23 protein-coding genes and 1 other RNA gene are annotated in these 23,037 nt (G+C 62.4%); 10 read left to right on the top strand and 14 right to left on the bottom strand.

The genetic code is table 11. From position 1 onward, the window contains the following. Nucleotides 1-139 precede the first annotated feature (139 nt). A complete protein-coding gene (locus B0T39_RS12495) occupies nt 140-1,312 on the bottom strand; it encodes an NAD(P)/FAD-dependent oxidoreductase (RefSeq protein WP_081547063.1) in 1,173 nt (390 codons plus the stop codon). A 118-nt stretch (nt 1,313-1,430) separates the two neighbouring features. Here B0T39_RS12495 and B0T39_RS12490 point away from each other — a divergent pair, with 118 nt between their 5' ends. Further along, entirely contained in the window at nt 1,431-2,015 is a 585-nt protein-coding gene (locus B0T39_RS12490; protein WP_081547061.1) for a superoxide dismutase, read from the top strand. A 69-nt stretch (nt 2,016-2,084) separates the two neighbouring features. Here B0T39_RS12490 and B0T39_RS12485 read toward each other — a convergent pair whose 3' ends face one another. Genes B0T39_RS12485 through B0T39_RS12475 form a run of 3 tightly spaced genes read right to left on the bottom strand, consistent with a single transcriptional unit; the run spans nt 2,085 to nt 5,648 of the window. Continuing rightward, entirely contained in the window at nt 2,085-3,698 is a 1,614-nt protein-coding gene (locus tag B0T39_RS12485) for a GMC family oxidoreductase (protein ID WP_141111205.1), read from the bottom strand. Beyond that, nucleotides 3,695-4,219 (bottom strand): twin-arginine translocation signal domain-containing protein, encoded by a 525-nt coding sequence (locus B0T39_RS12480; RefSeq protein ID WP_081547059.1) that lies wholly within the window; start codon nt 4,217-4,219, stop codon nt 3,695-3,697. Before B0T39_RS12480 ends, B0T39_RS12485 begins: the two co-directional genes overlap by 4 nt. A 1-nt stretch (nt 4,220) precedes the next feature. Further along, complete coding sequence (locus B0T39_RS12475; RefSeq protein WP_081547057.1) at nt 4,221-5,648, bottom strand: coniferyl aldehyde dehydrogenase; 1,428 nt, start codon at nt 5,646-5,648, stop codon at nt 4,221-4,223. A gap of 102 nt (nt 5,649-5,750) precedes the next feature. Between B0T39_RS12475 and B0T39_RS12470 the strand changes: the two genes are divergently transcribed. Both B0T39_RS12470 and B0T39_RS26210 read left to right on the top strand, forming a co-directional pair. Then, a complete protein-coding gene (locus tag B0T39_RS12470) occupies nt 5,751-6,935 on the top strand; it encodes a vWA domain-containing protein (protein ID WP_081547055.1) in 1,185 nt (394 codons plus the stop codon). 158 nt (nt 6,936-7,093) lie between these two features. Then, nucleotides 7,094-7,228 (top strand): hypothetical protein, encoded by a 135-nt coding sequence (locus B0T39_RS26210; protein WP_019100128.1) that lies wholly within the window; start codon nt 7,094-7,096, stop codon nt 7,226-7,228. Between the two features lie 152 nt (nt 7,229-7,380). Here B0T39_RS26210 and B0T39_RS12465 read toward each other — a convergent pair whose 3' ends face one another. The 4 genes from B0T39_RS12465 to B0T39_RS12450 form a co-directional block, all read right to left on the bottom strand. Next, a complete protein-coding gene (locus B0T39_RS12465) occupies nt 7,381-10,338 on the bottom strand; it encodes a DNA translocase FtsK (protein WP_254894548.1) in 2,958 nt (985 codons plus the stop codon). 190 nt (nt 10,339-10,528) lie between these two features. Then, on the bottom strand, nt 10,529-10,876 hold the full coding sequence (locus B0T39_RS12460; protein ID WP_081547053.1) for a hypothetical protein: 348 nt from the start codon (nt 10,874-10,876) through the stop codon (nt 10,529-10,531). Between the two features lie 223 nt (nt 10,877-11,099). Further along, entirely contained in the window at nt 11,100-11,726 is a 627-nt protein-coding gene (locus B0T39_RS12455) for a YbhB/YbcL family Raf kinase inhibitor-like protein (protein WP_081547051.1), read from the bottom strand. A 96-nt stretch (nt 11,727-11,822) separates the two neighbouring features. Beyond that, complete coding sequence (locus tag B0T39_RS12450) at nt 11,823-13,022, bottom strand: amino acid aminotransferase (RefSeq protein WP_303245582.1); 1,200 nt, start codon at nt 13,020-13,022, stop codon at nt 11,823-11,825. Nucleotides 13,023-13,244: 222 nt separating this feature from the next. Here B0T39_RS12450 and B0T39_RS12445 point away from each other — a divergent pair, with 222 nt between their 5' ends. After that, complete coding sequence (locus tag B0T39_RS12445) at nt 13,245-13,523, top strand: hypothetical protein (RefSeq protein ID WP_081547047.1); 279 nt, start codon at nt 13,245-13,247, stop codon at nt 13,521-13,523. An 88-nt stretch (nt 13,524-13,611) separates the two neighbouring features. Here the strand turns inward: B0T39_RS12445 and B0T39_RS12440 are convergent, their stop codons facing one another. Together B0T39_RS12440 and argE are read right to left on the bottom strand one after the other, a co-directional pair. Beyond that, nucleotides 13,612-15,000, bottom strand: coding sequence for a sodium-dependent transporter (locus tag B0T39_RS12440; RefSeq protein WP_081547045.1), 1,389 nt, complete (start codon nt 14,998-15,000; stop codon nt 13,612-13,614). 185 nt (nt 15,001-15,185) lie between these two features. After that, complete coding sequence (gene argE, locus B0T39_RS12435) at nt 15,186-16,358, bottom strand: acetylornithine deacetylase (RefSeq protein ID WP_081547043.1); 1,173 nt, start codon at nt 16,356-16,358, stop codon at nt 15,186-15,188. 160 nt (nt 16,359-16,518) lie between these two features. Between argE and ffs the strand changes: the two genes are divergently transcribed. Both ffs and B0T39_RS12425 read left to right on the top strand, forming a co-directional pair. Continuing rightward, nucleotides 16,519-16,617: signal recognition particle sRNA small type (gene ffs, locus B0T39_RS12430), an RNA gene on the top strand. A gap of 271 nt (nt 16,618-16,888) precedes the next feature. After that, the gene (locus B0T39_RS12425; protein ID WP_081547041.1) at nt 16,889-17,212 is read left to right on the top strand and encodes a helix-turn-helix domain-containing protein; all 324 of its coding nucleotides are present in this window, start codon (nt 16,889-16,891) and stop codon (nt 17,210-17,212) included. 125 nt (nt 17,213-17,337) lie between these two features. Here B0T39_RS12425 and B0T39_RS12420 read toward each other — a convergent pair whose 3' ends face one another. Then, complete coding sequence (locus B0T39_RS12420; RefSeq protein WP_081547039.1) at nt 17,338-17,787, bottom strand: universal stress protein; 450 nt, start codon at nt 17,785-17,787, stop codon at nt 17,338-17,340. Nucleotides 17,788-17,904: 117 nt separating this feature from the next. Here B0T39_RS12420 and B0T39_RS12415 point away from each other — a divergent pair, with 117 nt between their 5' ends. The 4 genes from B0T39_RS12415 to xerC all read left to right on the top strand — a co-directional run bounded on the left by B0T39_RS12415 (nt 17,905) and on the right by xerC (nt 20,574). Then, nucleotides 17,905-18,342 carry an acyl-CoA thioesterase gene (locus tag B0T39_RS12415; RefSeq protein ID WP_081547037.1) on the top strand — a complete coding sequence of 146 codons (438 nt, stop codon included), beginning with the start codon at nt 17,905-17,907 and terminating at the stop codon, nt 18,340-18,342. Nucleotides 18,343-18,354: 12 nt separating this feature from the next. Further along, nucleotides 18,355-18,768 (top strand): hypothetical protein, encoded by a 414-nt coding sequence (locus B0T39_RS12410; RefSeq protein WP_081547035.1) that lies wholly within the window; start codon nt 18,355-18,357, stop codon nt 18,766-18,768. Nucleotides 18,769-18,833: 65 nt separating this feature from the next. Next, nucleotides 18,834-19,688: an AAA family ATPase gene (locus B0T39_RS12405; protein WP_081547033.1), complete on the top strand. Its 855-nt coding sequence runs from the start codon at nt 18,834-18,836 to the stop codon at nt 19,686-19,688. A 1-nt stretch (nt 19,689) separates the two neighbouring features. Further along, nucleotides 19,690-20,574, top strand: coding sequence for a tyrosine recombinase XerC (xerC, locus tag B0T39_RS12400; RefSeq protein WP_081547031.1), 885 nt, complete (start codon nt 19,690-19,692; stop codon nt 20,572-20,574). Nucleotides 20,575-20,613: 39 nt separating this feature from the next. On the opposite strand, the gene B0T39_RS12395 is transcribed toward xerC, so the two are convergent. From B0T39_RS12395 to B0T39_RS12385, 3 genes are all read right to left on the bottom strand, one after another. Continuing rightward, nucleotides 20,614-21,102 (bottom strand): CinA family protein, encoded by a 489-nt coding sequence (locus tag B0T39_RS12395; RefSeq protein ID WP_439896891.1) that lies wholly within the window; start codon nt 21,100-21,102, stop codon nt 20,614-20,616. A gap of 23 nt (nt 21,103-21,125) precedes the next feature. After that, nucleotides 21,126-22,775 (bottom strand): glucose-6-phosphate isomerase, encoded by a 1,650-nt coding sequence (gene pgi, locus B0T39_RS12390; RefSeq protein WP_081547027.1) that lies wholly within the window; start codon nt 22,773-22,775, stop codon nt 21,126-21,128. A 104-nt stretch (nt 22,776-22,879) separates the two neighbouring features. Continuing rightward, nucleotides 22,880-23,037, bottom strand: a 158-nt coding sequence (locus tag B0T39_RS12385; protein WP_141111204.1) for a transposase, incomplete at its 5' end; no start/stop codon positions are given.

The following is a 23,037-nucleotide window of genomic DNA, read 5'->3' as shown; positions in this document are numbered from 1 at the left end:
GTTTACGATCTGCTACGCGTCGGCGATACGGCGTTGAAAATATCTCCAAAATGCTCATGTACCGTATGTACACTCCGCTTTTTCAGCCGTTTTCGCCTTGTCTCGCCTTGGCTCACGAGATCATAAACAGGCTCCAAGATCAGCAATGCATCCCGGCCACATAGCCTGACGACCAGGCCCACTGGAAATTGTAGCCGCCCAGCCAGCCGGTGACGTCCACCACCTCGCCGATGAAGAACAGGCCGGGCACCGCGTTGGCCATCATGGTCTTGGATGACAGCGCCTTGGTCGACACCCCGCCCAGCGTCACCTCGGCCTTTTTATAGCCTTGGGTGCCGTTGGGCTTGACCCGCCAGCCGTGCAAGCGCTCGGCCAGCTGCTGACGCTGCTTGGGCGACAAGTCCTTCAGCCGCTTATTGCAGCCCTCGCGCTCAAGCCAGGCCTCGGCGAAGCGCTTGGGCCAGCCGAACTCAGCCAGCGCGTTGGCGATAAGCTGCTCGCTGCCGGCCTTTTGCTCCAGCCAGGCCGCCGCGTCCGCGTCCGGCAGCAAATCCAGTTCCAGGGCCATGCCGGGCTGCCAATAAGACGACGCTTGCAGGATGGCCGGGCCGGACACGCCCTTGTGGGTGAACAACACGTTCTCGCGGAAGCGGCCCTTGCCGGCGCGCGCCTCCACCTCCAAGGACACACCGGCCAGCGGCGCAAACGCTTCCGCGTCCTCCACGTGGAAGGTCAGCGGCACCAGGGCCGGCGTCAGAGGCGTCAGTTCCAGGCCGAACTGCTCGGCCAACTGGTAGCCGAATGGCGTCGCGCCGATCTGCGGAATCGACAAACCGCCGGTCGCCACCACCAGCGAGGTCGCGCGGAAACCGCCGGCGCCGGTGTCCAGCGCGAAACCGTCCGCTTCTCGGCTCACTTTCAGAATCTGCGTCTCCATCCGCCTATCCACCCCGCCCAGCCGGCACTCCTCGTCCAGCATCGCGATGATGCGCTCGCTGCCGTCGTCGCAAAACAACTGGCCCAGCTTCTTCTCGTGATAGCCAATGCCGTGGCGCTCCACCATGGCGATAAAATCCTGAGGTGTGTACTGCGCCAGCGCCGAGCGACAAAAATGGGGATTGGCCGACAGATAACAGTCGAAACGGGCGTGGAGATTAGTGAAATTGCAGCGGCCGCCGCCTGAAATGCGAATCTTCTCCGCCAGCTTACGCGCATGGTCCAGCAATAATACGCGGCGGCCGCGCTGGCCGGCCGTGGCCGCGCACATCAGGCCGGCGGCGCCGGCGCCGATGACAATAACATCATACTGCAATGGCGTTCATCCTTACTTTACTTTTTTAGTCAACTATTGGCGACCAACGGCTTAATCCAGTAAACTTGCGGCTAAAGCATCCGCTTATGCGGCTTACTTTCTCAACAAGGAGAGCATAATGGAACACAAACTGCCGGAACTGCCGTACGCGCTGGACGCGCTTGCCCCGCACATTTCCAAGGAAACCCTGGAATTCCACTACGGCAAGCATCATCAGACCTACATCACCAACCTGAACAACCTGATCAAGGGCACCGAGTTTGAAAACGCCTCCCTGGAAGAGATCGTGAAGAAATCCTCCGGCGGCATTTTCAACAACGCGGCCCAAGTATGGAACCACACCTTCTACTGGCTGGGCTTCGCCCCCAACGCCGGCGAAGAGCGCAAGCCCGCAGGCGCGCTGGCCGACGCCATCAACGCCAAATGGGGTTCCTACGACGAATTCAAGAAAGCCTTCACCCAAACCGCCATCGGCACCTTCGGCTCCGGCTGGGCCTGGCTGGTGAAGAACACCGACGGCTCGCTGGACCTGGTATCCACCAGCAACGCCGCCACCCCGCTGACCACCGACAAAAAGCCGCTGCTGACCTGTGATGTGTGGGAGCACGCGTATTATATCGATTACCGCAACAGCCGCCCGAACTATATGGACAGCTTCTGGAAGCTGGTGAACTGGGACTTCGTCGCCAAGAACTTCGCCTGATTCGCCGCTGCCTGGCAGCGTCGCGCAAAAAGGGACCTCGCGGTCCCTTTTTTCTTGCCTCTCCGCTTCTCAGCCCCCCGCCGCCCGCATGCGTTGCAATAGCGCCGCCACTGAACGCAGCGCGAAAGCGTAGACGGACAGCTGCGGATTAGCGCCGACGCTGCTGGGAAACACCGAGCCGTCCACCACGGTCAGATTGCCCAGCTGCCAATGCCTCCCCCACTCGTCCACTACCCCGGACTCGGCGTCTCCCGACATCGCCAGCCCGCCCATCACATGAGCGCTGACCACCTTGGCCAGCAAGGGCTTGAGCGCCAGCCCCGCTATCATTGTCCGAGCCTCGCTCCAACTGCGGGCCAGGCCGGCCTGCTCGTGCACCGTCAGCACCTGTCGCGCGCCGGCCGCGAACTGGATCTCGGCCATGCTCAACCAGGCGCGGCGCGCGCCCTCCCATACCACCTCGTTCAAGGGATAGTCCAGCTCCGGCGAGCCGTCGCCTCGCAAGCGCACCTGGCCGCCGCGGCTTTCCGTATGGAAGCCGTCCCGCAACAAGGCCAGCGTCGCGTGCATATGCGGCAAGCGACGCAGCAAAGCCGATTGCGCCGCGCCGAAACCGGGAAAAGTGATGCTGGCCAGCAAGGGGTGGATGGGCGGCACTTCCAGCTTGTAGCCCAAGGGGCCGTCCAAAGCATGCTCATGCATGAAGTAGTCGCTGTACACCGTCTGCGGCGCCCCGTTGAACGGCTCTACCGGCTCAGGCATAAGCGCCGCGGACAGCAGCACCGGGTGTAGAAAGGTCCGCGCCCCGGTATGCCCTCCCGGATCGATCAGGCCGCTGCGCAGCAGGATGGCCGGCGAACCGATGGCGCCGGCAGCCAGCACCACCTGAGCCGCCGTCACCTTGAAACGACGACCGGTTTCGCCCACCCCGTCCGCCGCCAGAAAGCGCCCTTCCAGCCCCTCCAGCCGAGTCCTGCCTGCATTGGCGCGCAAGCGGTCGACCCGAGCGCGGCTGATCAGCCTGGCCCCGTGCTCCAAAGCCGCCGGGATCGTCGTCACTAGCATCGACTGCTTGGCGTTGGTGGGGCAGCCCATGCCGCAATAGCCCAGATTCCAGCAACCGCGAACATTGCGGCGGATGCGCTTATGGGCAATGCCCAAGGCCTCGCAACCACGAGCAAGCGCCGCGTTGTTGGGATTCGGATCCGGCAGCCAGTCGGCAACGCCCAACCTCGCCTCGGCCTGCTCGAACCACGGCCGCATCGCCTCCTCGCTGACGCCGCCCAAGCGGTGCCGGTCCCGCCACCAGCTCAAGGTGTCCGGCGGCGTGCGGAAGGAGCTGGTCCAGTTCACCACGGTACTCCCCCCAACGGCCTTCCCCTGCAAGATGGAAATCCCCTTGTCCGCCGTTTTGCGACAGGCGGACTCCTGATACAGCTCAGGATAGGCCTTGGCTTCCAGCAGGCGGAAATCTCGCGAGCTGTACAAACCGCCTTCTTCCAGCAGCAATACGTCCAGCCCGGCCGCGGCTAATTGCTCGGCTGCCATGCCCCCGCCGGCCCCGCTGCCGACAATCACCACGTCCGCCCGCAACTCCAGATCGGGCAAGGTCGCGCCGTCCAGCGTCTTCCAACCCGCGGCGACGCCGGCCGCCACCGGATCGGGTATCGTCGCGCGGCTCACGGCAGCATCTCCATCACCGCCGCCGGCTGACGATAGCCCAGCGCCGGCCAGCTAGCCGGATTGCCGTACCAGGCCGCGTTCAACAATTGGTGCAAGGCCTGGTAGCCGCTGCGCAACAGGGGAAACGCGCTGCCTCGCCAGCGCTGCAGAAAGGCGGCGACGTCCTCGGCCGACGCTTGCCTCCACGGCGTAGCCACGCCGGCGATCCAGCGTCGCCCCCAAGGGTTGCCGAGCAGATCCAGCAACTGACGCAGCTCGGCCCGCATGGCCGGCAGCAAGCCGGCTACCGCACGATCCACGCCACGCACCACGTCCTCTGGCGGCGCGATGCCCGGGCCCAAGACGGCAGGGGCAATCGCCGCCAGCAACTGAGCGTCTCGCGGCGTCAAGGCACGTAATTTCAAGGACGCGGCCCAGTCTTCCACCGGGCCTTCCGGCTGCGGCGAGGCTAGCAAGGTGGCCAGCGCCAAAGCCGCGGCGCCGCCCAGGCCGGTTTTGAGCAACTGACGACGGCTCAGCATCTCAGCGCAACATCCATTTCAACAACCTCTCCACGCCGGCCCCGTAAGGCGCGCGCGTCAAGGCGGTGCCGGCCCAGCGGCTTTGCCGGAACACCGGCTTGAGCTTGGAAAACGCCATGAAACCCTCCTTGGCGTGGCAATGCCCCATGCCGGACGGACCGACGCCGCCGAAAGGCAAGTCCTCCTGCACCACCTGCAGGGCGATGTCGTTGATCGCCACCCCGCCCGACACGGTTTCGCGCAAGGTTTTCTCGATGCGCAGCGTATCCCTGTCGAACAGATACAAGGCCAGCGGCCGCGGCCGCGCGTTGACGTAGGCCAGCGCCTCGTCGAATTTGTCGTAGCTCAGCACCGGCAGAATCGGCCCGAAAATCTCCTCCCGCAACAAAGTCGCGTCCTCCGGGCAGCCCTGCACCAGGGTTAGCGGAAATTTGCGGCTGGGCCGCCAGTCCTCCGCCGCCGGGTTGATCTGTTCCACCTCGGCGCCGGCCGCGCGCGCCTCTTCCAGCCATTGCAGCAGACGCTGGCAATGGCGCTCGTTGATGATGGCGCTGTAATCGGGATTGTCCGCCAAACTTGGATACGCCCGGCGCGCCGCGCGCCGCAACTCTTCCAGCAGGGCCTCTCGGTCCTTGTCGTTGACCAGCACATAGTCCGGCGCCACGCAGGTTTGGCCGGCGTTCAACATCTTGCCGGCGACGATGGCCTCCGCCGCATGGCGCAAATCGACGCCCCGAGCGACGATCACCGGCGATTTTCCGCCCAACTCCAGCGTCACCGGCGTCAGGTTCTCCGCCGCCGCGCGCATCACATGACGGCCCACCGAAGTTGAACCGGTGAAGAACAAATGGTCGAAAGGCAGCCTGGTGAAATCCTGCGCCAGTTCGGCGTCTCCGTTGACCACGGCCATCACGTCGGGCCCCAGATAGCGCGCGGCCAGACGCTGCAACAGCGCGCCGGTAGCCGGCGTGTATTCCGACATCTTCACCATGACCCGGTTGCCCGCCGCCAGCGCGGACACCACCGGCCCCAGCGCCAGGAACAAGGGATAGTTCCACGGCACCACCACGCCGATAACGCCCAAGGGCTGCGGCATCACGCAATTGCCGGCCGGTTGGAACCACAGCGACACTCCGCGCCGCTCCGGCCGCATCCAGCGACGCAGCCGTCGGCGCGCGTAACGTATGGCCTCCAGCGAGGGGAACAACTCGGCCAACCGGGTTTCCACCGCGCTGCGATGGCCGAAGTCTTGACTGATCGCGTCGACGAAAGCCTGACGATTGTCCTGCAACATGCTCTCCAGGCGTTTAAGCCAATCCTGGCGCAGCCCCAGCGGCGGAAACGCTGAGGCCCGGCTGAGGCGGTGCAAGCGGGAAAACTCCGCTTGCAGAAGATCATCCCGGCAAATGGGCATGGCGGCGGCATTCATTGTATTATCCTTAGGATAGCAGTATCCGAACGATTGTTTAGAGCCACAGCTCTAAAACAAGAATATCATCGCCCACCCACGCTGTCACCCTCTAGCCGCGCCATGTTGATTGATTTTTTTTACGCCCTGCGCGACGCCGGCCTGCCGGTCACGCTGAAAGAATTCCTCACCTTGCTGGAAGCGCTGCAAAAACGCGTCGCCTTCGGCGATGTGGACGCGTTCTACTACCTGGCGCGCACCGCGCTAATCAAGGATGAAAAACACTTCGACCGCTTCGATCAAGTGTTCGGCAAGCACTTCAAAGGCCTGTCGCATACGCTGAACGAGCTGAAAACCGGCATCCCGGAGGACTGGCTGCGCAAACAGGTGGAGAAGCACTTGTCCGAAGAGGACAAGCGCCGGCTGGAAGCGCAGGGCTGGGAGCAATTGATGAACACCCTGCGCCAGCGGCTGCAAGAACAGCAGGAGCGGCACCAGGGCGGCAATAAATGGATAGGCACCGGCGGCACCAGCCCTTTCGGCGCCTTCGGCTACAATCCGGCCGGCATCCGCATCGGTCAACATGAATCGCGCCACCGTCGCGCGGTGAAGGTATGGGATCAACGCGAATTCCGCAATTTCGACGACTCGGTCGAACTGGGCACTCGCAATCTCAAGATCGCGCTGCGCCGGCTGCGCGAGTTCGCCCGCGACGGCGCAGAAGAAGTGCTGGATTTGGACGCCACCATCGCCGCCACCGCGAGCAAGGCCGGCATGTTGGACCTGCGCATGCAGCGCGAACTGCGCAACGCAGTCAAGGTGCTGGTGCTGTTCGACATCGGCGGCTCGATGGATGATCACGTCAAGGCCTGCGAGGAATTGTTCTCGGCAGTGAAGTCCGAGTTCAAGCATCTGGAGTATTTCTACTTCCACAACTGCGTCTACGAGTCCGTGTGGAAGGACAACGCCCGCCGTCACACCCAGACCTTTCCCACCTGGGATCTGATTCACACTTTCGGCGCCGATTACAAGCTAATCATCGTCGGCGACGCCACCATGAGCCCCTATGAAATCAGTTACCCCGGCGGCAGCGTCGAACACATGAACCAGGAAGCCGGCGAAATCTGGCTGCGCCGCCTGCTTGGCCACTTCAAGCACGCCGCCTGGCTCAACCCGGTGCCGGAGGCACACTGGGACTACACCCAGTCGCTGCACATGCTGCGCCAGCTGATGTCCGGACGCATGTACGGGTTGACGCTGCAGGGCATCGATCAGGCGATGCGCGCGCTAAAGCGCAGCGCGTCTTGAAATTTAACTTTCCGACACAAATTATTACTTGAGCTTGCGGCGGCTTGTGTTCCAGAATGAAATCACAGGGGGCCGCCATAGACGACTTTGCTTCCAGGCCTGTTCGCCGGCAATCGTCATCATCAATATTTTGTAGTCAAGCCTCGGGGAGCCATGCCATGGAAATTTTGCTTTTATTCGCCCTCATCGCCGCTGTGGTCGTCGTTGCCAAGATGTTGAGCGGCCCGGTGGAAGACCAGGACCAACTGGCTCCGATCCGTATTCGCAACGATCAGGACCAGCGCCGTCGCTGACCCCCGCCCAAACCAGAAGAAATGAAAAAGCGCGCCGCAAGCGGCGCGCTTTTTCATTATGACGGCAAACCACTCAGAACGTGCTTACCTTGAAAGCGAAATGCTCATACGGTAATGAGCATCACGAAGCGCAGGAGATCGTAAAGCGATTTTCACAGCTCGCGCTGCGGCACCAGCACCGTCCGGTTGCCGTTGCTTTCCATCGGGCTGATGATGCCTGCGGCTTCCATTTCTTCAATCAGGCGCGCGGCGCGGTTATAGCCTATGCGCAGATGGCGCTGCACAGAGGAAATCGACGGCTTGCGAGTGCGCATCACGATTTCCACCGCCTCGTCGTACAACGGATCACTCTCGCTGGCCGCCTGCGCCTTGGCCGTAGCCGCGGCGGACTCCTCCTCCGCCTCGCTCTCGCCAGTCAGCAACCCCTCCACATAATCCGGCTCGCCAAACTGCTTCAGATGCTCGACGATGGCATGCACCTCGTCGTCGGTGACGAAGGCGCCGTGCACGCGCTGCGGATAGCCGGTGCCCGGCGGCAGGAACAGCATATCGCCCTGGCCCAGCAGACTTTCCGCGCCCATCTGATCCAGAATGGTGCGGCTGTCCACCTTGCTGGACACCTGGAAGGCGATCCGCGTCGGGATATTGGCCTTGATCAGGCCAGTGATCACGTCCACCGACGGCCGCTGGGTGGCCAGGATCAAGTGGATGCCGGCGGCGCGCGCCTTCTGCGCCAAGCGCGCGATCAATTCCTCGATCTTCTTGCCAGCCACCATCATCAAATCGGCGAACTCGTCCACCACCACTACGATGAAGGGCAGCGCCTCCAAGGGCTCCGGCGTTTCCGGCGTCAGGCTGAACGGATTGCCGATGCGCTGGCCCATGGCCTCGGCCTCGCTCACCTTGTCGTTGTAGCCGGCCAGATTGCGCACGCCCAGCGCGCTCATCAGCCGGTAACGACGCTCCATCTCGCCCACGCACCAATTCAGCGCGTTGGCGGCCAGCTTCATATCTGTGACCACTGGCGCCAGCAAGTGCGGGATGTCGTTGTACACCGACAGCTCCAGCATCTTGGGATCGATCATGATGAAGCGCACTTCATCCGGCCGCGCCTTGTAGAGCATGGACAGAATCATCGCGTTGACGCCCACCGATTTGCCGGAGCCGGTGGTGCCGGCCACCAGCAGGTGCGGCGCCTTGGCCAAGTCCATCGCCACCGGCTGGCCGGTGATGTCCTTGCCCAGCGCCAGGGTCAAACGCGATCGCGGTTGCTGGAACACCTCGGAGGAGAATATTTCGGACAAGCGGATCATCTGACGCTTGGGATTGGGCAGTTCCAAACCCATGCAAGTTTTGCCCGGTATGGTTTCCACCACCCGGATCGCCGCCAGGCCCAGCGCGCGCGACAAATCCTTCATCAGATTGACCACCTGATTGCCGCGCACGCCCACCGCCGGCTCCACTTCGTAGCGGGTGATCACCGGGCCGGCGTAGGCGTCCACCACGCTGACCTTGACCTTGAACTCGGCCAGTTTTTCCTCGATGACGATGCCCCGCTCCAGCAGCTCCTCTTCCGAGCAAGTTACCGTCGCCTCGTCCGCCGGGCGCAGCAAATCCAGCCCCGGCAAGCCGTAATCGTCGTATACCGGCCGCGGCTTGGGCGGCGCCGGCTCGGCGGCCCGCTCCACCTGCTGCTGCGCCTGTTGCGCCCAGCTGTCGGGCTCAGGCGCGGCGTCCCAAGGCAGCCCCTTCTCCGCCGACGCTTCGTCCGTCGCGGCGACGGGAGCGTCGATCAAAACCCAAGGCAGCGGCTTGGCGGCAAGCTGCTGCGCCGCGGCGGCCACCGACGGCGGCTCCGCCGGCACACTTTCGCGCTGCACCACGGCCGGCTTTTCCTCCTCCTGCACCAACACCGAACGGGTCTGTGGCCAGCGCCACGGCGCCGGCTCCGCGATGTGCGGCGCATCCGCCTCAGAGGAGACGGGGTCCGGCGCTCTTGTCGCCATGAAAGCCGGCGACGGCTCGGACAGACGCGCTAGCGACGCAGCTAAAACGGCAATGTCGGGCGCCGCAGGTGTTGGCGCGGGCAAATCGACAGCAGCGGCGACTTCAGGCTCCGACGACGCCTCGAACACGGAGTCAGCAAAGACCTCTGGTTCCGAGAACATCGCATCCGGCGCGCCCGCAGCCGCCTCAAGTTCCACCGGCATCTCCGCAAGCCTATCGGACGCGTCGACAGCGGCGGCGATTTCCGGCTCAGCCGGCGCGTCAAGACCATCGGAAGCCTGGACAAAGGCGACGACCTCCGGCTCAGCCGGCGGCGCCGACGGCCGCGCCGGCGCCAGCCAGCCGTGTTGAGCCGGCCGCGCGCTGGCTGGCAACTCATGCCGCACCACGGGAGGCGGCACGATTTGCGGCTCCATCTCCTCCTGCGGCTTGACGGTCAGCGGACGCATGGCGGCAGGAAGGGGCGCAGCCATGGTTTTGCCGCGCTTGGAATGAATGTGGCGCAACTGCTCGCGCACTTCGCTGGGCTCGATCATCGGCAAGGCGGACGCACCCTGCGCCTTGATGTTCTGCGTCAGCACCCGGGAGGCCTGACGACGGCGATAGTCCGACTGCAAATTATGCTGCAGCTCATGCAAGCCAATCACCGGCAGATCCTTGGCCTGTTCTTGCTCGGCCGACGGCTGGCGCACGCGCTTGCGGTATTCGCGGGACAGTTCCAGCGTAGGCAGCTCGGACTTGGCTTGAGGTGGCGCAGCCTGTCGTTTCGGCAGCACGATGGTTTCACGCTCGGGCGCGGCCAGCGGCGCTTCACCCTCAGGGGCAGGCTGCGGCGCGGCGGGGCTTGTCGGCCCCGGTTCGGCGGCGGAAGCCGCGTCGCGGGATGCCGTTGGTTCGGTTCGCTGCCCGGCCCCGGGCTCCGCTGCGCTCAGCCCGGCGTCGGCCTCCTCAGCGAAGTAGTCCGGCTCATGGCGCTCCGGCGGCGACATGCCCAACAAGCGATCCAGCTTTTGGGTCCATTCGGACAAGACGACACGGCCGGTATACACCAGCCAAGCCAACGCACCCAGCATCAACAGCAGCACACACAGCACAAACCACACAGTTCACAACCTCTGACGATGTCGAAAATTAACGGCCAAGCCCGAACCCGATGTCGGCTCGACTGCGGCGATTGTACCGTTTTTTATAGTGTTCGCGGCAGGCGCTCGTAGACGATGAATACCCGGCGGAGAAAAAAATTAAGCCGCGGCGTGACGCGGCGGCTTATTTCCTGCTGACGGCGAAACCGGGTTAGGCGGCCAGTTGTAAATACCCCTGCAGTTGACCGTTGGCCAATAGGCGGCGCAGATGGCTGCCCGGCGTCGGTCCGGCGTAGGCGACGCCGGCCTGTTTGCAACGCAGAACCTGCCCAGTGGCCAAAGTCACAAGCTCCATTTCCAAGACCCAGGCCTGAACATTGTCCACGCCTTCGACCTCCGGCTCCAGCGTTGCGGTCAGGCGATAGCGGCCATCACCGGAATTCACATCCAACAAACCCATCAGCCCCAGATTGTTGCGCACATCGGCATCGTCCGCGTCAAAAGCCCCCGTCGCCAATACGGCGGCCGGCAGCTTGTCTTTAACAGTGTTTGCAACCATGACAGTTAATCCCCTTTGATGTTGTTATCGTTTGCCGCTTTTGGCGGACTGCGGTTCAAAGCACCGCATGGGCGTGGCCGCCTAACCAAATCAGCCGCGAAGACGGTAAACGCCGCAACATCATGCTGCATTTTATTAGCCCACTGCAATCCCTTGCCAGAGGCCTCTGCCTTGGGAGAGAGACAAACTGTCCTTTTTGCCACTTCTTTACATTGCGAGACGGTTACAGCAAACGCGGATTCAGCGTATAGCGCCCGGTCAGGCTTGCCGACGCCAGCACATGGCCGTCGATAGCCGCCATGATGTTGGCCGGCGTCAACGCCCCGACCACCGGCAGGCTGGCCACATCCAAAGCGTACACGGTGAAGACATAGCGGTGCTCCAAGCTGTCGTTCCACGGCGGGCATGGGCCGTCGTAGCCGTAATAGTCCCCCGCCATCGCCGCGTCGCCGGCGAACCAGCCGGTGTAGTCGTTGACGCCGTGACGCAAACCGCCCGGGGCCCCTGGGCCGCTCTTGCCGCGCGCGCTCACGCCCGCGCTGTGGCCGCCCTCGGCGATTTCGTCCTGTCCAGCGGGGATGTCCAACAGCAGCCAGTGATAGAAGTCCACTCGCGGCAGATCCGCAGGCACTTCCCTCTCCTCTTGGTTGACGTCGTCTCCGCGCGACGGCACGTCCGGATCATGGCAAATCAGCGCGAACGAGCGCGTCCCCGCCGGCGCTCCGCTCCAGGTCAGATGCGGGTTGAGGTTGTCGGACAGCGCGACATGGCTGCCCGCGTCCGGCACGCAGAAGGCCAGGCGGCCCGGAATGCGTTCCCCGTCTTGAAAGCTGCGGCTGTGCAATTGCATGAATCTGCTCCTTGACTACGGCCGGCGATCGGCCGATTGAAAAAAAGCCCCGACTTGCGGGGCTTTGGCGATGCTTGACATCAAAACCGGCCAGGCTTAGCCCGCCTTCACCACCTGAGCGATGGCGGAAGCCACATAGGCCAGGTTCTTGTTGTTCAACGCCGCCAGACAGATGCGGCCGGTGGACACGGCGTAGATGCCGAAGTCGGCGCGCAGGCGCTCCACTTGGGCCGCGCTCAGGCCGGTATAAGAGAACATGCCGCGCTGCTGGGCGACAAAGGAAAAGTCCTGAGCCACGCCTTCGGCCTTGATCGCCTCGACCAAGCCCACGCGCATCGCGCGAATGCGATCGCGCATGCCGGCCAGCTCGTCTTCCCACAGCTGGCGCAGTTCCGGATTGGACAGCACCGCGGCCACCACCGCGCCGCCATGAATCGGCGGGTTGGAATAGTTGGTGCGGATCACGCGCTTCAGCTGGGACAGCACGCGCGCGGACTCTTCCTTGCCGGCGGTGACGATGGACAAAGCGCCCACGCGCTCGCCGTACAGCGAGAAGCTCTTGGAGAAGGAGCTGGACACGAAGAACTGCAGGCCGGAGGCCGAGAACAGGCGCACGGCCACGGCATCGGCGTCGATGCCGTCGGCAAAGCCTTGGTAAGCCATGTCCAGGAAGGGCACCAGGCCGCGTTCGCGGCAAACTTGCACCACCTCGGCCCATTGCGCGTCGGACAGGTCGGCGCCGGTGGGATTGTGGCAGCAGGCGTGCAGTACGATCACGGAACCTGCCGGCAGTTGCGCCAGAAAAGCGCGCATGCCGTCGAAATCGACGCCGCGGGTGGCCGCGTCGTAATACGGGTAGTTTTCCACTTCGAAACCAGCGGACTCAAACAGCGCGCGGTGGTTTTCCCAGCTAGGGTTGCTGATGTAGACCTTGGCCTCCCGATTCAGACGCTTCAGAAAGTCCGCGCCGATTTTCAAGGCGCCGGTGCCGCCCAAGGCCTGAGCGGTCACTACCTGCCCCGCCTTGATCAACTCGCTGTCCGCGCCGAACAACAGGTTCTGCACCGCGCTGTCGTAAGCCTGAGCGCCTTCGATCGGCTGGTAGCCGCGAGGCGGCATGGTTTCGAGACGAGCTTTCTCCGCGGCCTTCACCGCCGCCAGCAGCGGGATCTTGCCGTTGTCGTCGGAATAAACGCCGACGCCCAGATTCACCTTAGTGGTGCGGGTATCGGCGTTGAATGCTTCGTTCAGGCCCAGGATAGGGTCGCGCGGCGCCAGTTCTACGGCGGAGAAGATCGAAGAGGTCATGCAAGGCTCCATTACTTTACGCAACAACCGGCCAAAAGCGCGCGCCCTGGCCGGCTGGACAAGAAAAACCGGATAGCCACAGTCTAACATGGAGAGCCCTTCTCCGGGCCGCCATCCGTCGCCGCAGCGCTTTGACAGCGCGACGCCCGGCCATTACCCTGACACCAGCCACCCAAGCATTCCGTTGCGGCAGCCACAGGAGCATGACTCATGAAAAAAGGTATCTTGCTGTTCTGGCCCTCCTTCATCATCGCCATCTTGGCGACTGGGGTATTCTTTTCCATTTTCGACCCGGCCGAGCTCAGTCTGCACGGCAAAATCCTGTTCAACGACAAACTTTCGGCCTATTCGGTGTTTTTCCTGGTTAGCTGGGCTTTCGGCGCGCTCAACACCAGCATCGTGCTGCTATTGGAAAAAAACGCCCGAGAAATAAATGGCTTCACGCCTCCGCCGGTGGTGATACCGGAAGACGACGTCGCCCAACCCTGATCGCTTGTGCAAAATGAAAAAGGAGCCTGTCGGCTCCTTCTCATGTGCGTTCCGCTTGGCGTACAAAGACCTCAGCGTGAGCCGCGGCTCAGATCACGCCCAGGCCCTTGAGCATCACCACCAGAATCAACAGCGGCGACACATAGCGCAGCACGAAGAACAGCGCCTTCAACAAACCCTCGTTCTTCAGCTTGCCCTCATTGCTCAACGCCTGCTTCAGCCGTTCAAAGCCCCACACCCAGCCAACGAACAGGCAAAGGAAGATGCCGCCCAAAGGCATCAGCAGGTTAGAGGTTACAAAGTCGAACAGATCAAACAAAGTCATGCCGAAAGGCTTGAAGCCGGACAGCGTGCTGTTGGACAAGGCGCAGCCCGCGCCCACCAAGGCCAGCAACAGCAAATTGATCACGGTGGCCTTGACGCGGCTGATGCCGAAGCGCTCGCTGAACACCGACACCGGCACCTCCAGGATGGACAACATCGCGCCGGTGGCCGCGATTGCGGCCAGCACGAAGAAGGCCACCATGAACACATTGCCCAGCGGCATGCTGGCGAACACCGCCGGAATGGTGATGAATAACAGCGACGGCCCCGCCGCCGGTTCGAAGCCGAAAGCGAACACGGCGGGGAAAATGGCGATGCCGGCCAGAATGGAAACGAATAAATCCGCGCACATCACCCGGAATGTGGTGACGGGGATGTTTTGATCATCGCGAAAATAGCTGCCGTAGGTGATCATGGTGCCCATGCCGATGGACAGCTTGAAGAAGGCCAGACCCACCGCTGTCAGCACCACCGCGCCGCTGATCTTGGAAAAATCGGGGGTGAACAGAAAGTTCAACCCTTTGGCCGCGCCGGGCAGCATCAGGCTGCGCGCGCCGATCACCAACAGTAGCAGAAACAACAAGGGCATCAGCTTCTTGGTCACCGCCTCAATGCCCTTGGACACGCCCATCAGCAAAATACCGCCGATCAACAGCAAGACCAGCCATTGCCACAGCAAAGACTGCACCGGATCGGAAATCAGCGCGCTGAACGCCTGCGAGGTGGCCTTGGGGTCGCTGGACAACAGGCCGCCGCCCAAGGATTTGAACACGTAGGCGAATACCCAGGCCGCCACTTCCGAATAGAAAGCCATAATCAGGAAGGCGGCCAGCACGCCGAAGGCGCTGATCAACCACCACGGCTGGCCGGCGGGCGCCAGCGTCTTCAGCGCCGTCACCGCGTCGGTCTTGGCTTTGCGACCCAGCATGATCTCGGCGATCATCACCGGCAGGCCCACCAGCAATGTGGCCAACACGTACACCACCAAAAAACCGGCGCCGCCATTGGTGCCGGTCAGATAAGGAAACTTCCAGATATTGCCGAGACCCACGGCGGAACCGAGAGTCGCAGCTAATACGCCAAAGCTGGAGGTGAAGCCGTCTCGCGACTTGGCCGCGCCTCCCTGCCGCACAGATCCCACGTTCTGACTCATTTATTTTTTCTTTCTGACAACCGCCGCGCCAACGCTCGCCGCCCCTTTGGGCTGGACGTTGAGCAGCTTCTAACGCCACCATAAAACAAGCCCGCCTAGGGGATCCCCCTGGCGGGCAACTTGAGTGTTCGGCTTGTCGCCGGCAGCGATTTTGCTGCTATTCGGCCATCAGCGCAAAAAAATCTTCACGGCTTTTGCGCCAGCTCATCTCCTAAACGCCGCAACCAGGCCACGCACCGCTCCAGTTGTTCAATCTCGATGTATTCATCAGGCCGGTGAGCCTGTTCGATGTTGCCCGGCCCCAACACCACGCAGGCGATGCCGGCCTCGCTGAACAGGCCAGCCTCGGTGGCGTAGGCAACGCCCTTGCCGCCCTCGCAGCCGCACAAACGCGCCACAGTGCGGCGCACCTCGCTGTTCTCCGACGATTCGAAGGCCGGGCTGTACACCACCCGCTCAATCTCGATCTCCGCTTCCGGTGCCACCTCCTTCATCTCCAACAGCAAGGTGGCCGCGTAGTCACGGACGGAGCTGACAAAACGCTCAGGTCCGTCGCCCGGCAGCCAGCGGCACTCGAACATGAACTCGCAATCCTTGGGCACGATATTGCAAGCGGTGCCGCCATGGATGGTGCCGGTCTGCAAGGTGGTGAACGGCACATCATATAAGGCCTGGCGATGACCGAACGAAGCCTCCGCGTCGGCCAGCTTGCGAATATGAGTAATCAATCGCGCTGCGAACTCGATAGCGTTGACGCCCTGTGGGGTCAGCGAGGAATGCGCCGCGCGGCCGCGGACCTTGCACAGGAAATGGGCGATGCCCTTGTGCGCGATCACCGGCTGCATGCTGGTGGGCTCGCCGACGATGCAGCCGGACACCTTCACCCCGTCCGCCGCCAATCGGTCTATCAGACGCCCCACGCCCAGGCAGCCGACTTCCTCGTCGTAAGACAGGGCGATGCCTATGCCCTGCCTTAATTCTCCGCGCGCGGCCAACTCCGCGAACCAGGGCGCCAGCGATAGCACGCAGGCGATGAAGCCCTTCATGTCGGCGGAGCCGCGGCCATGCAGCCGCCCATCTCCTTTGTCGGTCAAAACGAAGGGATCGCTGCTCCAGACCTGGCCATCCACCGGCACCACGTCGCTATGGCCGGACAAGGCCACCAACGGCAATTCGGGCGCGCCGATGCGGGCGAACAGATTGGCCTTGCCGCCATCGTCGTCAAAGGTCAAGGTCGACTCCACGCCCAGTTTCAGCAGATAAGCTCGCACCCATTCGATCAGCTGCAAATTGGAATGCCGGCTGGTGGTGTCGAAGCGGACCAGTTCCGCCAACAGTTCTTGCGCTGATTGAGTCATCACACACTCCCACGCTTGCCGCGGTATTTTGAGATAGATGCCGCCCAGTCTGCCTGCGCGGTCACGCTTCGGCAACCGACGCCGCCCCTGTCCCCGCGACAAAAACGCACGCCATGCTTGGCAAAACGGCCGCTTGTCGTTAGAATGCGTCTTCTCTTGAGGCGGGTCTCCCCGCATTGCGCGATAGCGAACCTGGTCAGGTCCGGAAGGAAGCAGCCACAGTTATTTAGCGCAAGTGCCGGGGGTCAGGCTCGCCGCCCCTCCCCTTTTTTTCAGTCTCAAATGCCAAAACGCTTTACAAAAAAGCGACCACACAGTATCTTTTTGCGTCTCGACCTGCAAATCCCATTGTCCTTGACAATAAGAATCCACTAACATTGCAAAAAACGAAGTTGGTACTTAACGGAACTTCATTAACTTTTTTGCATCAGAATTATTCCTGATGGATTTTTTTTGCTATTTTTAGGGTGCAGGGCACGAAACCTAAAAAATATTAGAACCAATATTCTTTGATACTGAGAGGAACACTCATGAAACTGTTTGAAAAGATCCCCAACCCGCGTGAAATCCGCCGCAAGCTCGGCCTGAACCAACAAGAGTTCTGGAGCCGCATCGGCGTGACCCAGTCCGGCGGCTCCCGTTACGAAAGTGGCCGCAACATGCCCAAGCCGGTGCGCGAACTGTTGCGCCTGGTTCACGTAGAGCAGATCGACCTGTCCAAGGTTCGCCGCGAAGACTTCGAAATCGTCGAGTACCTGAAGGAAACCCACCCGGACCTGTACAAGAGCCTGCGCAAAGCGGTTCGCACCAAGCTGGAAGCCCAAGACGGCAGCGTGGAAATCACCGCCGCTTGATCCTCTTCCGCGAGGAAAGCCAGCCCGCAGCAATGCCGGCTGGCTTTATTTTTACCCTCAAGATTGTCCGACAAGCAACGGCGCGCCGCACCCCGCCCTAGCTGCGCGCCCGCCATGCCATCAGCCTAGTCTCCGGGGTTGCGCACCAGCAACACCGGCACGTCCGCCAGTTTAAGCACGCCTTCCGCCACGCTACCCATCAGCAGATGCATCAAACCGCTCCAACCATGGGTACCCATCACTATCAAATCTGCCCCCCAGGCGCTGGCGTCGTCCACCAACACCGCGGCGATTTTATCTCCCCAGCTTTCCAGGATTTTGCAATCCGCCGTCACGCCCAACTCCTTGGCCTTGGCCCCGGCCTGCCCCAGCACCTGCTCTCCCGCCTGCTTGATCGACTTTTGCAGTTCGGTCGCGTCCAGAAACTCAGTCCCACCCCAGCCGAACTGGGCCAAATCCACCACATGCACCAACTTCAGACTGGCGCCCACCTCCTTGGCCAGATGGCAAGCTTCTTGCAACGCCAGATTGGAGGTCTCGCTATCATCCACCGGTACGAATATGCGCTGATACATGACTCTGCTCCTTGTTGTATTTGCCTTACACTTGCAGTCTATCAAACCAAGCCGCTGCCCTGTTGACTCAGGTTAAGACAAACAACTCAGCCAAACCACTCGCCCAAAGCCCACATCATGCCCAGAATCCAGATTGTCCTGCCTGAGCGCTTCGCATTCGAAACCCGCGTCGATATCCGCATCGGAGACATCAACTACGCCGGCCACCTAGGCAACGACGCCGTGCTAAGACTGGCTCAGGAAGCGCGACTGCGCTTTTTACAAAGTCTAGGCTATCCGCACGAACTCAGCATCGAGGGTCTGGGCGTCGTGGTGGCGGACACCGCCATCCTCTATCGCGCGGAGGCCTTTCACGGCGAGGTGCTGCGCTTCGCGCTGGCCGTGGACGACGTCGGCGCGCGCGGTTTCGATCTGCTCTATCAGGCAAGCAATGACAAAACCGGGAAAGAAGTGGCAAGATTGAAGACAGGCCTAGTCTTTTTCGACTACGCCAGCCGCAAGCCTGCCGCCATGCCCCCAGCGTTTCTGGAGCGGCTAGGCGTCACATCAGAATAAAGGAAAGGCGTCATGAGAAAATACGCACTCAATAGCCCGGAAGCACTGGCGCGCCTGCTGGCCATGTTTATGATCACGGATGGCAATATGGACCCGCGCGAGCTGGAGCTGCTGGAGAGACTCCACGTCTACGACTTGATCGGCCTGCCGCGCAAGCAGTTCACCAAGGTGTTGGTGGATTACTGCGACGACGTCTCCGACGAAGCCAACGACGACGGCACCATCCACTTGCTGGACGCGGAACGCATCAACGGCCTGCTGGCCGAGGTGAGCGACCACCGAAAACGCATTCTGGCCTGCGTGCTGGCCATGGACATCAGCAAGTCCGACGGCACCATCAGCGAGCCGGAAATGGCGCTGCTAAGCCATATGATGAAAAGCTGGGGCATTTCGCTGGACGACCTGGAACGCGAATTCGCCCGTTGACCTCTTTCCCCGCCAAAGCAGCCGTTCGCGCGGCTGCTTTCGCCATTTCGAAGCCATCCCCACCCATGACGAGCAATACCCGATTTTCCGGCACCGACAACTACATCGCCACAGAAGACCTGATGATGGCGGTGAACGCCGCCATCACGCTAGAACGCCCGCTCCTGATCAAGGGCGAGCCCGGCACCGGCAAAACCATGCTGGCCGAGGAAGTGGCCCGCAGCCTGGGCCGAGAACTGATTGTCTGGCCGATCAAATCCACCACCAAGGCCCAGCACGGCCTGTACGAATACGATGCGGTGTCGCGGCTGCGCGACTCGCAGCTGGGCGACGCCCGCGTGCACGACATCCGCAACTACATCGTCAAGGGCAAACTGTGGCAGGCTTTCGACGCCGCCTCCGCGCCGGTGCTGCTGATTGACGAGATCGACAAAGCCGATATCGAATTCCCCAACGATCTGCTGCGGGAATTGGACCAGATGGAGTTTTTCGTGCACGAAACCCAAGAGTTCGTGCGCGCGCGACAGCGCCCCATCATTATCATTACCTCCAATAATGAAAAAGAACTGCCGGACGCCTTCCTGCGCCGCTGCTTCTTTCATTACATCCGCTTCCCGGACCGGGACACCATGCAGGCGATTATCGACGCTCACTTCCCCTCGCTGCGTCAACAACTGGTCAGCGAAGCGCTGGAGGTGTTTTTCTCCATCCGCGAGTTGCCGGGCTTGAAGAAAAAACCCAGCACCTCGGAACTGCTGGACTGGTTGAAATTGTTGTCGGCGGAAGGCATGGACGCCTCGGCGCTGAAGCAGCGCCATCAGGATAGCGCCCCGCCGCCGCTGGCTGGCGCGCTGTTGAAAAGCGAGCAGGACCTGCAATTGTTCGATCGCCTGATGCAGATGGCCAAACTGCGCCGCTAAGATGGAATCCCTGGAGCGCTTTGCCGCCTCGCTGGCGCTGGCCGGCCGCAGCAGCCACACTTCCGCCGCCTACTTGCGCGACCTGGAACAGCTGGCGACCCTGCTTCACCCCGCCCCTCTGGAGCGAGCCGAGCACGCTCAGCTGCGCAAAACCCTGGCCAAATTGCACGCTCAGGGCCTGCATAGCCGCAGTCTGGCGCGCAAGCTCTCCGCCTGGCGCCGTTTCTACCAATGGCTGCTGGACAGCGGACAGCGCGCGGACGATCCCAGCCAGGGCCTGCGCGCGCCCAAACAGGACAAGCCGCTGCCCAAGGCTTTGCCGGTGGACAGCACCGCGGCCCTGCTGGACCGCATCGACGACGACGACGCGCTCTCCATACGCGACCGCGCCTTGTTCGAGCTGATTTACTCCTGCGGGCTGCGATTATCCGAAGCGGTGGGGATGAACCTGGAAGACCTGGACTTTTCCGACGACCTGCTGCGCATCCGCGGCAAAGGCGGCAAGGAGCGCATCGCGCCGCTGGGCGCCGAGGCGCGCGTCTGCCTGCAACGCTGGCTGGCGCAGCGCCAGGCCGCGCCGGACGAGCGCGCGGTTTTCATCGCCCGTCACGGCGGGCGACTGGGCGGCCGCCAGGTGGAAAAACGCTTGCGCGACTGGGCGCTCAAGACCGGCGCGCAGCAACACGTGCACCCGCACATGCTGCGCCACTCCTTCGCCTCCCACCTGCTGCAATCATCCGGCGACTTGCGCGCAGTGCAGGAGCTCTTGGGGCACGCCAATCTGTCCAGCACCCAGATCTACACCGCGCTGGACTTCCAGCACCTGGCCAAGGTCTACGACGGCGCGCATCCGCGTGCGCGCAAAAAACCGGACAACAAAGACTAAGAGCCTGTTCAAAGCCCGCCGCGCTTCAGCGGGTGGACTCTAAGCGGCGCGGCTGCGCGCGGCCAACAGCTCGTCCAGACGCTGCAAGGCGCGGATCACGGTTTGCGCGCGCACCTGCGCGCGATCGCCGTCAAAGCGGCAACTGAACGCCTCTCCCCAGCCATCGGGACCGGCAATGCCGAACCAGACCAGCCCCACCGGCTTGGCGACCGTGCCGCCGCCGGGACCGGCCACGCCGGACACCGCCACGCTCCAGTCCGCGCCGGCCAGGCTCTGCGCACCGGCAGCCATCTGACGCACCACCGCCTCGCTGACCGCGCCGTGCTCACGCAAAGCGCCGTCTTCCACCTTCAGCAGACGTTGCTTGGCCTCATTGCTGTAAGTGACCACGCCGTAACCGAACCAGGCCGAGCTACCGGCGATGTCGGTCAGCGCCGCGGCAATCATGCCGCCGGTGCAGGACTCGGCGGCGGCGACGCTCTCGCCCGCCGCCAGCAAACGCTCGCCTAAACGGCGGGCCAACTCCAGGCTTTCTTGCATGGTGCTTTCTCTTAAGATTGCCGCGATTTGAAATGGCGAATCAAGCCGTTGGTGGAGCTATCGTGCGCCAGCGCGTCGTCACTGGCCGTCAACTCGGGCAGAATGCGGCGCGCCAGCTGCTTACCATACTCCACCCCCCATTGATCGAAGGAGTTGATCCCCCAGATCACCCCCTGCACGAACACCTTGTGCTCATACAGGGCCAGCAGCATGCCCACGCTGTACGGACTCACCTCGTCCAGCGCCAGGGTGTTCGACGGCTGGTTGCCCGGGAACAGCTTCTGCGGCAGCAGCATGTCCAATTGCTCGCCCGGCAAATGCGCCAGCTCGCGCATCGCCTCGGCCTCGCCCTTGCCGCGCATCAGCGCCTCGGTCTGGGCCAGGCAGTTGGCCATCAGCACTTGGTGCTGATCGGCCACAGGGTAATGGCTGCGCATCGGGATGATGAAGTCGCAGGGCACCAGCCGCGTCCCCTGATGCAACAACTGGAAAAAGGCGTGCTGGCTGTTGGCGCCCTCCTCGCCCCAGATCACCGGACCGGTGTCGAAATCCAGCGCCTCGCCGTAACGGCCGACGCGCTTGCCGTTGGACTCCATGTCCAATTGCTGGACATGGGCCGGCAAGCGCCGCAAGCCGTGGTCGTAAGGCATGATGGCATGGGTATGAGCGCGGTAAAAGGTGTTGTACCAAACGCCTATCAAGGCCAGCAATACCGGCATATTGGCGGCGAACGGCGCGGAAAAGAAATGACGGTCCATCGCGTGGCCGCCGGCCAGGAAGCTCTGAAAATGATCGAAGCCTATCGCCAGCATCACCGGCAAGCCGATCGCAGACCAGGTGGAATAGCGGCCGCCCACCCAATCCCAAAAACCGAACATGTGAGCGGGATCGATGCCGAAAGCCTCCACCGCCGGTTGATTGGTGGACACCGCGACGAAATGGCGCGCGATGTCGGCCTCGCTTCCGGCTTGTAAAAACCATTGTCGCGCCGCCTGCGCGTTCAGCAAGGTCTCCGGCGTGGTGAAGGACTTGGAGGCGATGATGAACAAGGTTTCGGCGGGGTCCAGCCGTTCCAGCGTGCGCGCGACGTGCGCGCCGTCCACATTGGAGACGAAATGCACGTCCAGCTCCGGCGTCGCGTACGCGGCCAGCGCTTCCTTCACCATCAGCGGCCCCAGATCGGACCCGCCTATGCCCAGGTTGACCACGTGACGAATGCGCCGGCCGCTGAAGCCTTTCCACTCGCCGCCGCGTACCTGCTCGCTGAACGCGCGCATCCGCGCGAGCACCGCGTGCACCTCGGCCACTAGCTCGCAACCATCCAGCACCAGCGTCTCGCCGGCAGGCAGGCGCAAAGCCGTGTGCAACACCGCGCGGTCTTCGCTGACATTGATGCGCTCGCCGCTCCGCATCTTCTCCATCCAACCGGCCAAATCGGCCTCCCGCGCCAGCTCGAACAGCAACTCAAGCGTGCGTTCGGTGATGCGGTTCTTGGAGTAATCCAGCAACAGGCCGTCCAGTTCCAGCGAAAAACGCTGAAAGCGCTGCGGATCGGCGTCGAACAGCTCGCGCATATGCATGTGCCGGGTAGCGCGCTGGTGCTGATGCAAACGGGCCCAGACCCGGGTGGAATTGATGTCGGAAGTGCGTTGCGAAGCCATATGGATTGCCGCTGGAATAAAGTTCGCTAAAAGTAAAGGAGCAAGCCCCGTCATGGAGCCGCCCCCGATTACCGCTTGAGCCGCCACTTACTCTTAGAGCCTGTTCACGATCTTTTGAGCAACAGCACGAGGAAGGCTAAATGGATGAACTGCAAGCTGGTATTGAGTTTCCGCTCGCAGTTCTTCCATAACCGTCGGCATTTCTCAAGCCAAGCAAATGAGCGCTCCACCACCCAACGTTGAGGCATCACCGCAAATTGGT

This window comes from Chromobacterium haemolyticum (genome assembly GCF_002081825.1).
GTDB classification, from domain to species: Bacteria; Pseudomonadota; Gammaproteobacteria; order Burkholderiales; family Chromobacteriaceae; genus Chromobacterium; species Chromobacterium fluminis.
Note: the sequence above shows the minus strand (reverse complement) of the source record. Positions and strands in the feature narration are given on the sequence as shown.

Excerpts from the sequence above, each read along its gene's own strand:
- B0T39_RS12490 (WP_081547061.1), top strand. The coding sequence starts at position 1,431 with ATGGAACACAAACTGCCGGAACTGCCGTACGCGCTGGACGCGCTTGCC.
- B0T39_RS12480 (WP_081547059.1), bottom strand. The coding sequence starts at position 4,219 with ATGCTGAGCCGTCGTCAGTTGCTCAAAACCGGCCTGGGCGGCGCCGCG.
- B0T39_RS12475 (WP_081547057.1), bottom strand. The coding sequence starts at position 5,648 with ATGAATGCCGCCGCCATGCCCATTTGCCGGGATGATCTTCTGCAAGCG.
- B0T39_RS12470 (WP_081547055.1), top strand. The coding sequence starts at position 5,751 with ATGTTGATTGATTTTTTTTACGCCCTGCGCGACGCCGGCCTGCCGGTC.
- B0T39_RS26210 (WP_019100128.1), top strand. The coding sequence starts at position 7,094 with ATGGAAATTTTGCTTTTATTCGCCCTCATCGCCGCTGTGGTCGTCGTT.
- B0T39_RS12460 (WP_081547053.1), bottom strand. The coding sequence starts at position 10,876 with ATGGTTGCAAACACTGTTAAAGACAAGCTGCCGGCCGCCGTATTGGCG.
- B0T39_RS12455 (WP_081547051.1), bottom strand. The coding sequence starts at position 11,726 with ATGCAATTGCACAGCCGCAGCTTTCAAGACGGGGAACGCATTCCGGGC.
- B0T39_RS12445 (WP_081547047.1), top strand. The coding sequence starts at position 13,245 with ATGAAAAAAGGTATCTTGCTGTTCTGGCCCTCCTTCATCATCGCCATC.
- B0T39_RS12440 (WP_081547045.1), bottom strand. The coding sequence starts at position 15,000 with ATGAGTCAGAACGTGGGATCTGTGCGGCAGGGAGGCGCGGCCAAGTCG.
- argE (WP_081547043.1), bottom strand. The coding sequence starts at position 16,358 with ATGACTCAATCAGCGCAAGAACTGTTGGCGGAACTGGTCCGCTTCGAC.
- B0T39_RS12425 (WP_081547041.1), top strand. The coding sequence starts at position 16,889 with ATGAAACTGTTTGAAAAGATCCCCAACCCGCGTGAAATCCGCCGCAAG.
- B0T39_RS12420 (WP_081547039.1), bottom strand. The coding sequence starts at position 17,787 with ATGTATCAGCGCATATTCGTACCGGTGGATGATAGCGAGACCTCCAAT.
- B0T39_RS12415 (WP_081547037.1), top strand. The coding sequence starts at position 17,905 with ATGCCCAGAATCCAGATTGTCCTGCCTGAGCGCTTCGCATTCGAAACC.
- B0T39_RS12410 (WP_081547035.1), top strand. The coding sequence starts at position 18,355 with ATGAGAAAATACGCACTCAATAGCCCGGAAGCACTGGCGCGCCTGCTG.
- B0T39_RS12405 (WP_081547033.1), top strand. The coding sequence starts at position 18,834 with ATGACGAGCAATACCCGATTTTCCGGCACCGACAACTACATCGCCACA.
- xerC (WP_081547031.1), top strand. The coding sequence starts at position 19,690 with ATGGAATCCCTGGAGCGCTTTGCCGCCTCGCTGGCGCTGGCCGGCCGC.
- pgi (WP_081547027.1), bottom strand. The coding sequence starts at position 22,775 with ATGGCTTCGCAACGCACTTCCGACATCAATTCCACCCGGGTCTGGGCC.